The following is a 13,866-nucleotide window of genomic DNA, read 5'->3' as shown; positions in this document are numbered from 1 at the left end:
TTCAACGCATGAGGATCTGCTGATGAAGCGTTATTCCCTGTTTGCCATTGCCCGTGAAGCTGCACGCTATCACCAGGGCTGGGAAAAGGCCTGGGCCAGCCCTGAGCCGAAGAAAAAATATGATGTGGTGATCGTTGGTGCGGGCGGTCATGGCCTTGCAACGGCGTTTTACCTTGGCAAGAATTTCGGCATCACCAATGTGGCGATCGTTGAGAAAGGCTGGCTGGGCGGTGGGAACACCGGGCGGAATACGACGATCATCCGGTCGAATTATCTGCAGGATCCTTCTGCGGCGATCTATGAAAAGGCCCGCAGCCTGTATGAGACCATGTCTCAGGATCTGAACTACAACGTCATGTTCTCACCGCGTGGTGTGATGATGCTGGCTCAGACCGAAGCGGAGATCCGCGGTTACAAACGCACGGCGCAAGCCAACGCCTATCAGGGTGTTGCGACTGAATTTATCGGTCCTGAGCGTGTGAAAGAACTTTGCCCGATCATCCGTATCGACGGCCCGCGTTACCCTGTGTTGGGTGCGCTCTGGCAGGAACGCGGCGGCACGGCCCGTCACGATGCAGTGGCCTGGGGCTATGCCCGTGCCTGTTCCGATATGGGCATGGACATCATCCAGCAATGCGAAGTCACCGGCGTAACCCGCGAAGGTGGCAAAGTGACGGGTGTTGAGACCACCAAAGGTCACATCGGCTGTAACAAGCTGGCCTCTGTTGTGGCAGGGAATTCCGGTCACATGGCGAATATGGCGGGCTTCCAGCTGCCAATGGAATCTGTGGCCCTTCAGGCGCTGGTGTCTGAACCGATCAAACCCTGCATGGATGTGGTTGTGATGGCGAACACAGTGCACGGCTATATGTCCCAGTCTGACAAAGGCGAGATGGTCATCGGCGGCGGCACAGACGCGTTCAACAACTACACGCAACGTGGGTCCTTCCACCATATCGAGGAAACCGTGCGTGCCCTGATCGAAACCTTCCCGATGGTCAGCCGTCTGAAGATGCTGCGCCAGTGGGGCGGGATCGTGGATGTGACTGGGGATCGTTCCCCGATCATCTCAAAAACCCCTGTGGGTAATATGTTTATCAATGGCGGCTGGGGCACTGGCGGCTTTAAGTCGATCCCGGGGTCCGGCTGGGCGATGGCGGAACTGGTGGCCAAAGGCGAACCTGGTCCGTTGGCTGCAGAGTTCGGCCTCGACCGTTTCACTCAGGGCCGCTTTATCGATGAAAGCGTGGCAGCCGGGGTGGCGCACTGATGGACTGGTCTGCTTTGTTTCCAACATTAGTTGGCGGTGGGATTTCCCTCGCTACTACGGTTGTAATGTTTGGAGTAGCGCAGAAAATTGAGAAAAATAAAAGAACTGAAGAGCTGAAGAGGGTACAGGCTCTGGCGGCCTACACAGGGTTTAATAAGCTGTTAAAAACAGCAAATTTCACACTCTCTCTGAAACGGCATATCGATGGAGAGCTTCAACGGGCCAAAATTGCAGGGCTGTCTACCGACTATAGAGCCTTGAGAGTTCGGCAGATGGTTGGGGCTTCTCCAATGATCGAAGACGTTCAAACTACAGAACTCATTTTTTTGACTGGGCGAGAAGGTGTCAGCCTGCTGAACGAAATTTGGGAGATCCAGGAGCGTGCTCGAGGCAATCATGCTGCGATGGAAAAGTTCAACGAACTTAGATCGCAGCATGATGAGTTTCTTCATAGTCGAATTGAGAAGGTAGAACTGGTCGACTCATCGGTTGCTGGTTTTTCTCTGGAAGGCGATGATGCCAAGCTGGCACACATGAAAATTGCTGCGATGGACTCGGTTCTCGACTCTCTCATTGCACATCTTGAAGAAGATTCTGAAACAATAAAATCGGTTGCGGAAAGGTTTTCTGAACTAGCGAGAGCTGAGTTTGGTAACTATTTTCCCAGCATTTCTCCGGAGTGGAAAGACTGATGCTTACACTTGAATGCCCCTGCTGCGGCGTACGTGGCGAAGAAACTGAATTCCATGGCGGTGGCGAAGCCCACCTGAAACGCTTTGGGCCTGGCTCATCGGACGCGGAATTCGAAACATATCTCTTCACCCGGGAAAACCCGAAGGGTGTGAATTTCGAACGCTGGCGTCATGCAAATGGCTGCGGCAAGTGGTTCCACGCGGCGCGCTGCACCATGACGCTGGAAGTTTTCGCAACCTACAGCGCCCAGACCTATGAACCTCCGGCAGATGTGATTGCCGCGATCAAAGCCAAACGACCAGAGTGGGAGATGCCCGCATGAGCACCCGTCTGCAACAACAAGGCCGTCTGATTGACCGTTCCAAAACGATCACCTTCAGCTTCAACGGCAAGCAAATGAACGGCTATCAGGGCGATACCCTGGCCTCCGCGCTTCTGGCGAATGACCAGATGCTGGTGGGCCGTTCCTTCAAATATCACCGCCCGCGTGGCATCGTGGCCGCCGGCCCGGAAGAGCCCAACGCATTGGTGAACATGGGTGAAGGTTCAAAATTTGAGCCAAACCAGCGTGTCACCACAACGGAACTGTTTGACGGTCTGACCGCGCGTTCCCAGAACCACTGGCCAAGCCTTGAATTCGACGTGGGTGTTGCCAACAACTATGCCGCGCGTTTCCTGCCGGCTGGTTTCTACTATAAAACCTTCATGTTCCCGCGTTTTGCCTGGAAACATGTGTTTGAACCGATCGTGCGCCAGTCCGCCGGTCTGGGGGCTGCGCCGAAGGAAATCGACGCGGATAAATATGAACATTTCTACGCCTATGTGGATGTTCTGGTTGTCGGCGGCGGTATCGCGGGTCTGCAATCTGCGAAGGCTGCGGCTGATTCCGGTGCGAAAGTTCTGCTGGTTGAACAAACCGCTGATTTCGGTGGTCGTGCGGTTGTTGACGGTGCGCAGATCGACGGCACAGATGCCGAGACCTGGGTTGCAGAAACTCTGGCCGCGCTGAAAGCCATGGACAATGTCACCATCCGGACCCGCATGATGGGCGCGGGCGTTTATGATCACGGCTATGCCCTGGGCTATGAGCGTGTGACCGATCACGCCCCAACCATGGATGGCCCGCGTCACCGCCTGTGGCGCATCCGTGCGAAACAGATCGTGACCGCAACCGGCGCGATTGAACGTCCGCTGTCTTTCGCAGGCAACGACATCCCTGGCGTGATGCTGGCGGCGTCTATGCGCGACTATCTGGTGAACTGGGGCGTGACCCCGGGCCAGAAAACTGTGCTTGTTACCAACAATGATGATGGCTATCGCACGGCGATTGCGCTGAAAGACGCAGGTCTTGACGTGCCTGTGGTTGTGGACGCCCGTGCAGATGCGAATGGCGCCCTGCCAATGAAAGCCCGCGACATGGGGATCCGTGTTGAGACCGGCAAAGCGATTGCCAAGGTCAAAGGCGGCAAGCGCGTGACTGGTGTCGAGATTTCCCTGATGGAAGGGGAAGGCGGCGCACGTGAGGAAATCAAATGTGATGCGGTTGCCATGTCCGGCGGCTGGTCGCCTGTGGTGCACCTCTGGTCCCATTGTGGCGGCAAGCTGAACTGGAATGCAGATCAGTCCTGGTTCGCACCAGACCCTGCGCGCCCGCCGCTTGGCGACAATGGCGAAGGTTTCGTGATCACGTCCGGTATTTCCTCTGGTGCGCTTGACACACCTGAGGTTCTGGAAAACGCCCATGACGCCGGTAAAGCCGCGGCGATTGCCGCTGGCTTCACCGCGACAAGTAACGCGGCTCCAAAAGCCGAAGCAACACCAGAAGAAATCATGGCACCCGTCTGGATCATGCCACGCAAGGCGACCCATGCGCAGCGCATGAAGTCCTGGCTTGATTTCCAGAACGACGTGAAAGTGTCTGACGTACAGCTTGCAGCCCGCGAAGGCTATGAAAGCGTTGAGCACACCAAACGTTACACCACATTGGGTATGGCGACGGATCAGGGCAAACTGTCCAACATCAACGGTCTGGCGATCCTGGCTGACAGCCTTGGCAAGGAAATCCCACAGGTAGGCACAACCACCTTCCGTCCGCCTTATCACCCGATTTCTATGGGTGCGATTGGTGGCGAAGCCCGTGGCGAGGTCTTCCAGCCTCTGCGTCGCACACCGATGCATGCCTGGCATGAGGAACAGGGCGCCTATATGGAACCTGTGGGTCACTGGCGTCGCCCGTATACCTATCCGCGTGGGGCTGAAACCCACCAGGAAGCGGTGAAACGCGAAATCCTCAACACCCGTACAAATGTGGGTCTGCTGGATGCGTCAACCCTTGGTAAGCTGATCGTCAAAGGGCCGGACGCCGGTAAATTCCTCGACATGATGTATACAAACATGATGTCGACGCTGAAGATCGGCAAATGTCGTTATGGTCTGATGTGTTCTGAAAATGGCTTCCTGTCTGACGATGGTGTTGTGGCGCGCATTGATGAAGACACTTGGCTTTGCCATACGACATCGGGCGGTGCGGATCGTATCCACGCTTGGATGGAAGAATGGCTGCAGACCGAATGGTGGGACTGGAAAGTTCACGTGGCGAATGTGACGGAACAATTGGCGCAGGTTGCCGTTGTTGGTCCGAACGCCCGTAAGGTTTTGGAAAAGCTGGGTGGCATGGATGTGTCCAAAGAAACCCTGCCGTTCATGGAATGGAAAGATGGTCAGATCGGTGGCTTTGACTGCCGCGCCTACCGGATCTCTTTCTCGGGTGAGCTGTCCTATGAAATCGCTGTTCCAGCCAGCCAGGGCCGTGCCTTCTGGGATGCGCTTCTGGAAGCGGGCGAAGAATTCGGCATCATGCCCTACGGGACTGAGGGCCTGCACGTGATGCGTGCTGAAAAAGGCTTCATCATGATTGGTGATGAAACCGACGGCACGATCATCCCGCAGGATCTGGGTCTGCACTGGGCCTTGTCCAAGAAAAAAGAAGACTATCTGGGCAAACGTGCGCAGCAACGGTCCTTCATGGACAACCCGGACCGCTGGCAGCTGGTGGGTCTGGAAACCCTTGATGGGTCCGTTCTGCCGGATGGCGCTTATGCGATTGCTGAGGGTGTGAATGCTAATGGCCAGCGCAATATGGAAGGTCGTGTGACTTCGACTTACTATTCACCGACGCTGGATCGTGGCATTGCCATGGGTCTGATCCACAACGGCCCGGCCCGTATGGGTGAGACTGTGAAATTCGGTCTGGTTGACGGTGAAACCATGGTGGAAACACGTATCGTTGATGCGGTGTTCTATGACAAAGAAGGGGAGAAGCAGAATGTCTGAAGCGATTAAAGCAACATCTGCACTGGAAGGCTTCGCCTCAACTGGCTTTGCCACGGTACGCGAAGCAGGCCTGACCGGGATGATCACCCTGCGTGGTGATCTGGCGGATAAGGCACTGGTCAAAGCGGTGAAAGACGCAACCGGTGCCGCCATGCCGGAACAGCGTAAAATCACCACAGGCAAATCCGGCAAGGTTGCATGGATGAGCCCGGATGAGCTGCTGCTGGTCGTGGATCATGCCGAGGCACCAGGGATCGTTGATGCGCTGTCCACAGCGCTGAAAGATCAGTTCGCCATGGCGGTGAACGTGTCTGATGCGCGTGTGATGTTTGAGGTGTCAGGCGAGGGCGCTGCCCCGCGCGAAGTTCTTGCGAAGCTGGCACCGGTTGATCTGGCAACAGAATCTTTTGGTGTCGGTGATGTGCGCCGCACACGCCTTGCCCAGGTCGCAGGTGCCTTCTGGGTCGAAGAAGACGGTGCCTTCCGCGTCGTCGCCTTCCGATCTGTGGCGCAATATGTCGGTGATCTGCTTGCGCAGGCATCAGAAACAGGCTCCGCACCGGAATACCTCTGATCCAAACCCCATAAATTCTGAAAACCCGGGCTGTTACGGCCCGGGTTTTTCTGTATCTGTATTCCCGTATTGAAAGGGACATTATGCCAGATTCTATTTCCGACACAGCACAACCCAGAGGTGGTTTAATCGGCTTTCTGAATGGTGAAAGCAGCCTTGCAAAAACCTATTGGCTGGGCATCTTTGCTGCTGGTTCGCTGTCACGTATCCTGAGCAGAGTCCTGAACCGGGAGTATCTGTCTGCGCAGACAGATGATGAATTCGCACGCCTTGATATGATCGGAAGTACACTCAATATTGTCTTTCTGATCTGGGCTGTGTTGATGTGCCGGGCGCTCGTCAGATGTTGTTACAACAACCGCACCCCGGGGTTTTGGGGATGGGCAGCAATTGTCATTGCTTTCTTTACGCTGGTTGTGAACATTTTCCTGGTTTTCGCGCAGCTCTTTCCTCAGTTCGCAACGCCACGTTTTATGATCCAGCTGGATCTGAGCCAGGTCAACAAAACACTGCCCCATGAAATGGAGCCGGGATTCTGGCTGAACCGTGTTGAAATCGCTGGTGATGATGTCGTCTACCATTTTCGGGACAGCGGATATATGGACGAGAACGCCAAGGCGACAGTGCAGGCCATTCTGACCATTCATGATCCGGAGACACAGGGAATCTGCAGAGAAATCCAGGGCTGGTTTCATTCCGGGATTACGGCGGTCGTTTACCGGTACCAGTTCACAAATGGCGCTGCGGATGCGCGGCTGGAAGCCTCGACCTGCCTGAACTGGCTTGCGGAAAACTAAGAGGGTATCGCAGGAAAATACCGCATCAGAAACAGTTGTTTCACAGGGAAAACTGTGATGAGTTCACCATCTGAGGATGCGATGTATTTATGCGATTATCTTGAAAATCGCATAATTATTACCATATATAGTGAGTAAATGAATGAGAAGGCAGATTTTATGAAAAAATTACTTTTGGTTGCAGCATCACTGATGAGCTTTGCGGGGGCAGCACAGGCCGAACGGCTGGTATGCCATTTTCCCGAAGACAATCGTGCAAGAGGCTGGGTGAAACCAGTGGTCATTTTTGACGTTGAGGCGGACGGTTCAGTGATTGTCGCTGATGACGTGTTGATGAACTATGGTGACGGGCCGACACAGGCGAATGTGCGTACCAATAGTGCCCGCCGCCTGACAGTGACCTGGGATGTCGATACGCAGGACCGGCTGGGGCAGCGTTCCCGTCTGCGCTATTCTGCGTTTATCAAACGCCCGTCACTGGAAGCACGTATTCAGATGACACCGCGCGGATATAATTCCCTGCCAGGGGTCAGTGGCCAGTGCCAGCGCGAAGACTGATATAAAAAAAAGTATAAAAAGGAACTTTAAGATGAAGAACATGAAGCAGATCTGTCTTGCTGCAGCCGCCGCGCTGACGGTGTCGGTTTCGGCGGTTCAGGCTGAACGCCTGACCTGCGAATTCGAAGAAAGTGCGGCAGGCGGCTGGGTGCCACCGGTCATGGTTTTTGATGTGCTTGAAAGTGGTGACGTTGTCGTCGCAGACGCACTGATCATGCATTTCAATGAGGAACCGATGACATCACGGGTGCGCACGAACAATGCCCGCCGCCTGACGGTGACCTGGGATCTGGATGCGCAGGATCCTTCGGGCAACCGCTCGCGCATGCGCTATTCTGCCTTTATTGAGCGTCCTTCGCTGCGTGCAAGCGTTCAGATCACGCCCCGTGGCTTCCGGGCGATGCCGCGTGTCAGCGGGCAGTGCCGTCAGGAATAACAGCGCCGGTTTTGCGCTGGGAAAATGATTAGAAACAGTGAGGCAAAAGATGAAAAGAAATAGGAATATCCGTTCTGCGATTATGGCAGGTTTTTTCATAGGGGCGGCGGCAAGCGGCGCTGCTGCACAGGGCTGGCAGTGCCAGGTTGATGCGTCAACGGGAAATGGCTGGATTGCCCCCAGTGTGAATATAACGCTGAATTCATCGCGCTCCGCATCCGTTCATGATGGGATAACAGACTATTATGAAGGTGGTGCGGTGCAGGCACGTGCGCGTCAGACCCGCAACGGTCACCGGATTTCCTGGTCCGTGAATGCGGAAGATGATCTCGGCAACCGCATCCGTATGCGTTACACTGCGAATATTGATGCAGACAACGCTATCCACCTGCGTGCGGATCCGGTGGATTTCCGCGGGAACCTGTCCGGGCGCGGCACCTGCTGGCAGAAATAAACGAAAGCAGGTCACGGGCGGATGTGCAGAAACGCAAAGCTGCTCTGTGCTGACTTCTCTCTTGACCTGCACCCCATGGACAGACCATTTAGAACGCAACAGTAACGCACGTAACAGGGGGCCCAAATGGCTTTTGAACTTCCCGCACTTCCTTATGCACACGACGCACTTGCCGATGGTGGCATGTCCAAAGAGACGCTTGAGTATCACCACGACCTGCACCACAACGCTTATGTGACCAACGGCAATGCCGCGATTGCAGGCACCGAGTGGGACGGCAAATCCCTTGAAGAGATCATCACCGGCACCTACGACAAATCTGCTGTGGCGCAAAACGGCATCTTCAACAACATCTCTCAGCTGTGGAACCACAACCAGTTCTGGGAAATGATGGGCCCGTCAGGCCGCAACATGCCGTCTGAACTGGAAGCTGCGCTGAAAGACAGCTTTGGGTCCGTGGAAGAGTTCAACAAAGCATTCTGTGCGGCTGGCGCTGGTCAGTTCGGTTCCGGCTGGTGCTGGCTCGTGAAAAACGCGGACGGTTCCCTGGCTGTGACCAAGACTGAAAACGGCGTGAACCCGCTGTGCTTTGGCCAGACTGCACTGCTGGGCTGTGACGTATGGGAGCATTCCTACTACATCGACTTCCGCAATGCCCGCCCGAAATACCTGACCAACTTCCTTGAGAACCTGGTCAACTGGGAAAACGTTGCATCCCGCATGTAATTCCCCGCGAAAGCAATAATTTAGAAAGGCACCTTCCGGGGTGCCTTTTTTTGTATCTGGATTGGGGTATAATGGGGTGTGTGATTCTTTTTGACATAATATTTAAACTCAGCGGAGCATTTTTCATGAGACATATTCTCACTATTCTCATCATCTGCAGTCTTGCATCCTGTAGTCTCATTCGCAGGGAAGCTGGTCACCCCGGTGGGAATATCGGCTATCAGGCCGACCAGCGTCTGATACAGGCTAGCAGCTATAATCAGCGTGTAGAGCGATATTTTATCAGTATGGCTTTTCTGGCACCTTTGCTTGCGGCGACCAGCCAGACCGGTGAGGAAGCCAAGAGTTCAGCCACGGCTATCAATGGTTTATATGGCTCTATCAGCGCACAGCATGAGCTGTTGGGCCTGGAGTGTGCGGAAAATGCGGCATCCTGTCCTCTGTTAACTGATCATGGCACATTTGCCTTTGAGACCCATACGCTGGCGACCCAGCGCAGTCTGTTCCGGCTCAGTCGTCAAGTCGTCGACAATCTGAACCTGAAAGTGAATGTGAACAGGTTGCGGGGGCTCAGCGGAACCGATCTGCTACGCCTGACGCTGAAAGCAGACAGGTTGGTGTCTGTGTTAATGCGCTATCTGGCAACCTATCGGGATATGTCGGTGATCATGGCCCATGCAATGGTAGCCCATTGCGGTACAGCCGGGGGGGTGATGGTGACAGATGCTGATGGAACCTCACGGTCTGTGATGGAACATGAATGCAACCGTCTGCGTGGATATGTGGGCGGGGAATTTTTGAATGCGATCAGCGTGAACTCAAATGGGGATGAACGCTATGCAATTTCCGAAAGTCTCCGTCTTGCACGACAGATCGCAGGTGCCGGTTTCACTGGGGGCTGGTTGCAGGATGAACATCACAAGGGACTGATCTATCACATTGACCAGGTTTGCTCTGATCTTTGGTATATGCAGATGGCTGACGATGTCTCTGATCCGGTGAACTGTTCCGGAACAGCTTTGCCGTGGGGGGAAATATCCATTCAGGCAAGCGTTGCGCGTACTAAATTGTTTACGGCCTTTGGTCTGACGACGATCCCGCCAACTGGTCCAACACCAGATTCATCCAACTGAATGACGTGCTGCGGGCTGCATGTGAGGGGCAGATGTTCCCCGGCTCAAAAAGACGGGGGCTGCTAAAGCAGATACTTGACTAAAACAATAAGATACTAATATTTACCCCTGACGCGAACAGTTCCACAGGGGTATCACCATGGCATCTTCCAATCACCGCATCCTCACCGTGCAGGAGGTCACACAGGTGACGCCCAACATGCGGCGTATTACTTTTGGCGGGGCGGGGCTTGTCGATTTCCCGGAGGGGCATGAGGGCGGCTACATTAAGCTGATCTTCCCGGATGAACCCCGCAGCAACCCGGATCGCCCGGTGATGCGCACCTATTCGATCCTGGCCCATGATGCCCGTCAGCAAGCCCTGACTGTAGATTTCGCCCTGCATGGTGACAGTGGTGGCATTGCAACTGATTGGGCCATGTCCGCACAGGCGGGGGATACAATTCCGGTTGCCGGGCCTGGTTCTGTGAAGCTCGCCGCACCGGGGCGCGACTGGTATCTGCTGGCGGGGGATATGACGGCACTCCCGGCGCTTACGTGCAACTTCGCACGCCTGCCTGAGGATGCGCAGGGCTATGTGGTGATTGAGATCACGTCAGAAGAAGACAAACGCGCGCTGAACCTGCCTGCAGGGATGGAATTGCACTGGGTTCTCAATCCGACACCGGATGTCACCAAAGGTGCCCTGGTTGATCGCATTATGGAACTGCCCTGGCGCGATGGCGATGTCTTTGTCTGGACGGCTTGTGAATTTGACAGCATGCGTCGTCTGCGCAGCTATTACCGCACGGAACGCGGTGTTGCGCGGGATCAGTTCTACCTGTCCAGCTACTGGCGGGCAGGGCGCACCGAGGATCAGCACAAAGTTGATAAAAGCAAAGACAATCAGGCCGAAAAAGCGCTGGCTGTCGCGGGTTAAATCGCACGGGTTTTGCCGCGCCAGATCCTTGTCTGCGCGGTGAAATCCGTATGATCCTGTTTGTCGTCATACTAAAGTGGCGGCCGCCCTTTGCGGATGCACTCTGTGACTGCGCTTGTCAGGGCGCAGGGATAAACCGGTGTCTCCGATCCCCGCAGGGATCTGTCATCCGACATATGTATCCGGGATGTCAGCCCGGAAGATCATGATCACGGAAAAGAATGACCGGTGATCGTGAACTTCAGGTGATCCCACCGTACGCATACGGGATTTACAATCCTCAAGTGCTGTGAAACCCTGGCCTGCGGACGGGAAGGATCATCACATGAGCGAAACAGTTAAAGGCGTGGCCGCCATGGTGCTGGCCTGTGTGATCTGGGGCCTGTCGCCGCTGTTTTACAAAGCACTTGCCCATGTGCCGCCGCTTGAGGTTCTGTCCCATCGCACGCTCTGGTCGTTTGTGCTGTTTATTGGCCTGATGATGTTTCAGAAACGGGTGGGGGAATTCCTGCGGCTTTTCACCAATGCCCGGGTGATCTGGGTCATTCTGATGGCGGCGATCCTGATTTCCACCAACTGGGGCCTGTTCATCTGGTCTATCCAGGTAGGCCGCGCAGTCGAAAGCTCGCTGGGGTATTACATCTTCCCGCTGGTTGCGGTCTTGCTGGGGGCGATAATTTTTCGCGAAAAGCTATCTCAGGTGCAGTGGTTCTGCGTCGCTCTGGCCGCCATGGCCGTGATCACGCTGACCATTGGTCTGCAGGTTGTTCCGCTGGTCTCGCTCGCGCTGGCCATAACCTTCGGCTTTTACGGCGTGCTGAAGAAACATCTGGACGCCGGACCAGTCATATCTGTCGCTGCCGAAGTGACGTTGTTGCTGCCTCTGGCAATGATCTGGCTGTACGGCGTGCATTTGCTGGGCTGGCAGGGGCTTGTCGGACGCAATCTTGGGATATTCGGTCAGAACAGTTTTGATACGCTCCTGCTGATCCTTTCCGGCGCTGTCACCGCCGTGCCGCTGATCCTGTTTTCCTATGCTTCGCGCCGCGCACCGCTGTCTGTGGTGGGGCTTGTGCAATACCTCAACCCGACCCTGCAGGGCGCCATCGCTGTTTTTGTCTTTCAGGAGGTCTTTACCCTCTGGCATATGATCGCTTTCGCCCTGATCTGGACCGCGCTGGGGCTGTATTCCTGGGAAACTCTGCTGCGTAAACCAAAGCTGCAGGCCGAACGCCCTGGCCTCTGACCCGATCGGGTGGTTTTGGTTCATCTTCACGATTATGTGATCTGGCAAATGCGCCAGGCATGATCGGGGTAACTTTCCGGAGTTGTCGGAATTAGGCGAAGATGATTAACTGAGTCAGATAAATTGCTGCCTGAAATCAACGGAGAGAAAAATGAAAACATTACAATCGGCCGTCCTCGGAGGCACGTTGATCATGTCAGCGATGGGCGCTTCAGCTGAAACTTTTCGCTGGGCGTCGACCGCCGACCCGCAAACAATGGATCCGCATGCCGTAAACTCGGCACCTGTGCTGTCTTTCCTCAACAACATCTACGAAGGCCTTGTCCGGCGTGGGCAGGACATGTCGATTGAACCATCTCTGGCCACATCCTGGGAACCTCTGACTGGTGAAAACGGCTGGCGTTTTCATTTGCGCAAAGATGTAACCTTCCAGGATGGGTCCGCGTTTACCGCAGAAGATGTGCTGTTTTCTTACCAGCGCGCCTCTGACGAAGCGGCTGACGTACGGTCCTGGTTTGCGCCTGTTTCCGACGTGCGCATTGTGGATGAATTCACAATCGATTTCGTCAACACAGCACCCAACCCGCTGTTTCCCGATTCAATCGCGAACTTTATGATCCTAGATAAGGATTGGGCGATGGCCAATGACGCCGCCCTGCCGGCACGCGATGCGGAAAACTTTGCCACCATGAACGTAAACGGCACAGGCCCGTTCACACTGGCCAGCCGCGACCCGGGCGTACGCACCACGCTTGCCCCGAACGCAAACTGGTGGGATGAGGTAAATCACAACGTCACCGAAGCCGTCTTCACCCCCATCGGCAATTCCGCCACCGGCCTTGCGGCCCTTCTGTCTGGTGAGATCGACTTCATTCAGCCGATCCCCCTGCAAGACGTCGCCCAGGTTGAAGGCCGTGATGGTTTCAAAGTGCTGGAAGGCGAAGAAACCCGCGTGATCATGTTTGGTTTTGGTCATGAACATGAAGCACTGCTGTATTCATCAGACGTCACGGACACGAACCCGTTCACGGACCCGCGTGTGCGTCTGGCAGCGGCCCATGCGCTGGATCTTGCGTCCATCAACCGCGTCTTGTTCCGGGGTAAGATTGATCCGGCAAGCCAGCTGGTTCCAGCAGGTATTTCCGGGTATTCAGAAGCAAACCAGGATCGCCCGGCCTTTGATCAGGACCGCGCAAAAGAACTGCTGGCAGAAGCAGGGTATCCCGATGGGTTCTCATTCGGTTTGAAATGCCCGAATGATCGCTACATCAACGACGAAGCCCTGTGTCGTGCGGCAGCGTCTATGTTCGCGGCCGTCGGCCTGAATGCCGAGCTTAGCACAGGTCCGGTACGCGATTACTGGCCACAGCTGCGTGAAGATGACTTTGACATGTATCTGCTGGGCTGGTCCCCGGGCACCTTTGACATGGAACACCCAATTCGCTTCCTGATGCACAGCCAGGATGATGAACGCAAACTGGGCTCCTGGAACTTTGGGAACTATTCCAATGCACGTGTCGATGAATTGCTGCCGCTTATTCAGCAGGAAATCGATCCCGCAGCACGTCAGGCCATGATCGACGAAGTGGTGGCTGTTACGCAGGACGAAGTCGCGTATATCCCGCTTTACACACAGCCCCTGATCTGGGCGGCCAAAGACAACATTGAACTGACACAACGTGCGGATAACTTCTTCATGTTGCGTTGGGTTTCAGTGAACTGATCCG

The 13,866-nt window shown here is 55.1% G+C and carries 14 protein-coding genes; all 14 read left to right on the top strand.

Annotation, left to right across the window (positions count from 1 at the left end; genetic code table 11):
- The first annotated feature begins 22 nt into the window (after positions 1 to 22).
- Positions 23 to 1,270, top strand: a complete 1,248-nt coding sequence (locus H1D41_RS12660) for a sarcosine oxidase subunit beta family protein (protein WP_228849251.1) — start codon at positions 23 to 25, stop codon at positions 1,268 to 1,270.
- Positions 1,270 to 1,962: a hypothetical protein gene (locus tag H1D41_RS12655; RefSeq protein WP_228849250.1), complete on the top strand. Its 693-nt coding sequence runs from the start codon at positions 1,270 to 1,272 to the stop codon at positions 1,960 to 1,962. The genes H1D41_RS12660 and H1D41_RS12655 overlap by 1 nt, the downstream gene beginning before the upstream one ends.
- Positions 1,962 to 2,285, top strand: a complete 324-nt coding sequence (locus H1D41_RS12650) for a sarcosine oxidase subunit delta (RefSeq protein ID WP_228849249.1) — start codon at positions 1,962 to 1,964, stop codon at positions 2,283 to 2,285. The genes H1D41_RS12655 and H1D41_RS12650 overlap by 1 nt, the downstream gene beginning before the upstream one ends.
- Positions 2,282 to 5,296 (top strand): sarcosine oxidase subunit alpha family protein, encoded by a 3,015-nt coding sequence (locus H1D41_RS12645; RefSeq protein WP_228849248.1) that lies wholly within the window; start codon positions 2,282 to 2,284, stop codon positions 5,294 to 5,296. Before H1D41_RS12650 ends, H1D41_RS12645 begins: the two co-directional genes overlap by 4 nt.
- Positions 5,289 to 5,870: a sarcosine oxidase subunit gamma gene (locus H1D41_RS12640; RefSeq protein WP_228849247.1), complete on the top strand. Its 582-nt coding sequence runs from the start codon at positions 5,289 to 5,291 to the stop codon at positions 5,868 to 5,870. The genes H1D41_RS12645 and H1D41_RS12640 overlap by 8 nt, the downstream gene beginning before the upstream one ends.
- Before the next feature lie 83 nt (positions 5,871 to 5,953).
- Positions 5,954 to 6,667, top strand: a complete 714-nt coding sequence (locus H1D41_RS12635) for a hypothetical protein (RefSeq protein ID WP_228849246.1) — start codon at positions 5,954 to 5,956, stop codon at positions 6,665 to 6,667.
- Positions 6,668 to 6,826: 159 nt separating this feature from the next.
- Positions 6,827 to 7,225 (top strand): hypothetical protein, encoded by a 399-nt coding sequence (locus tag H1D41_RS12630; protein ID WP_157947039.1) that lies wholly within the window; start codon positions 6,827 to 6,829, stop codon positions 7,223 to 7,225.
- A gap of 31 nt (positions 7,226 to 7,256) precedes the next feature.
- Positions 7,257 to 7,661: a hypothetical protein gene (locus tag H1D41_RS12625; protein ID WP_228849245.1), complete on the top strand. Its 405-nt coding sequence runs from the start codon at positions 7,257 to 7,259 to the stop codon at positions 7,659 to 7,661.
- A 49-nt stretch (positions 7,662 to 7,710) separates the two neighbouring features.
- Positions 7,711 to 8,115 carry a hypothetical protein gene (locus H1D41_RS12620; RefSeq protein WP_228849244.1) on the top strand — a complete coding sequence of 135 codons (405 nt, stop codon included), beginning with the start codon at positions 7,711 to 7,713 and terminating at the stop codon, positions 8,113 to 8,115.
- Between the two features lie 126 nt (positions 8,116 to 8,241).
- Entirely contained in the window at positions 8,242 to 8,841 is a 600-nt protein-coding gene (locus H1D41_RS12615) for a superoxide dismutase (protein WP_228849243.1), read from the top strand.
- Between the two features lie 125 nt (positions 8,842 to 8,966).
- Positions 8,967 to 9,974 carry a hypothetical protein gene (locus H1D41_RS12610; RefSeq protein ID WP_228849242.1) on the top strand — a complete coding sequence of 336 codons (1,008 nt, stop codon included), beginning with the start codon at positions 8,967 to 8,969 and terminating at the stop codon, positions 9,972 to 9,974.
- A gap of 139 nt (positions 9,975 to 10,113) precedes the next feature.
- Positions 10,114 to 10,893, top strand: coding sequence for a siderophore-interacting protein (locus H1D41_RS12605; RefSeq protein WP_228849241.1), 780 nt, complete (start codon positions 10,114 to 10,116; stop codon positions 10,891 to 10,893).
- Between the two features lie 325 nt (positions 10,894 to 11,218).
- The gene (gene rarD / locus H1D41_RS12600; RefSeq protein WP_228849240.1) at positions 11,219 to 12,139 is read left to right on the top strand and encodes an EamA family transporter RarD; all 921 of its coding nucleotides are present in this window, start codon (positions 11,219 to 11,221) and stop codon (positions 12,137 to 12,139) included.
- 151 nt (positions 12,140 to 12,290) lie between these two features.
- Positions 12,291 to 13,862, top strand: coding sequence for an ABC transporter substrate-binding protein (locus H1D41_RS12595; RefSeq protein ID WP_228849239.1), 1,572 nt, complete (start codon positions 12,291 to 12,293; stop codon positions 13,860 to 13,862).
- Positions 13,863 to 13,866: the final 4 nt, after the last annotated feature.

It is taken from the genome of Halocynthiibacter styelae (assembly GCF_016123485.1).
Classification (GTDB): domain Bacteria; phylum Pseudomonadota; class Alphaproteobacteria; order Rhodobacterales; family Rhodobacteraceae; genus Halocynthiibacter; species Halocynthiibacter styelae.
This window is presented reverse-complemented; position numbering and strand designations above follow the sequence as displayed.